The organism is Nocardiopsis kunsanensis DSM 44524, from assembly GCF_000340965.1.
Classification (GTDB): domain Bacteria; phylum Actinomycetota; class Actinomycetes; order Streptosporangiales; family Streptosporangiaceae; genus Nocardiopsis; species Nocardiopsis kunsanensis.
Window position 1 is genome coordinate 1 of record NZ_ANAY01000092.1, and the last position, 715, is coordinate 715.

Below are 715 nucleotides of genomic sequence, written 5' to 3' on the forward strand. Positions count from 1 at the left end.
CTGGTCGGGTTCTGTCTGCGTGAGGACACCGGCGGGGCCACCCCCTCCGACTTCCCCCTCACCCACCTGGACCAGACCGACATCGACCACCTGGTCACCCCCACCACACAGGACCTGCTGCCCCTGACCCCCATGCAACAGGGCATGCTCTTCCACTCCCTGCTCGACCAGGGAACCTCCTACCTCGAACAGATCACCCTGCACCTGGACGGAATCGAGGACCCCGAACGCCTGGCCCGAGCCTGGCAACACGTTCTGGACCACACCCCCGCCCTCCGCGCCACCCCCCTCTGGGAGAACCTCACCACGCCCCTGCAACACATCCCCCATCACGCACAACTGCCCGTCACCGTCCTGGACTGGCGCCACCACACACCCGCCCGACAAGACCAAGCCCTGGCCGACCTGCGCGCCCAGGACCAGCAGACCGGCATGGACCTGAACCAGAGCCCCCTGCTGCGCATCACCATCGCCCGCCTGAGCCCCACCCGCGTGGCCCTGCTCTGGACCTTCCACCACCTGCTCCTGGACGGGTGGAGCCTGCCCCTGGTCCTGTCCGACGTCTTCACCGCCTACCACGGCACACCCCTGCCCCCACGCCCACCCTTCCGCGACCACCTGGCATGGCTCTCCCACCAGGACGAACAAGCCGCAACCGACCACTGGCGCCACACCCTCACCGGCATCGACGCCCCCACACCCCTGCCCTACGACC

General features: G+C 68.8%; 1 protein-coding gene. It reads left to right on the top strand.

The features are described from left to right. Positions 1 to 715 (top strand): condensation domain-containing protein (locus D456_RS24920; protein WP_040700037.1); only part of this gene is annotated, 715 nt, incomplete at both ends.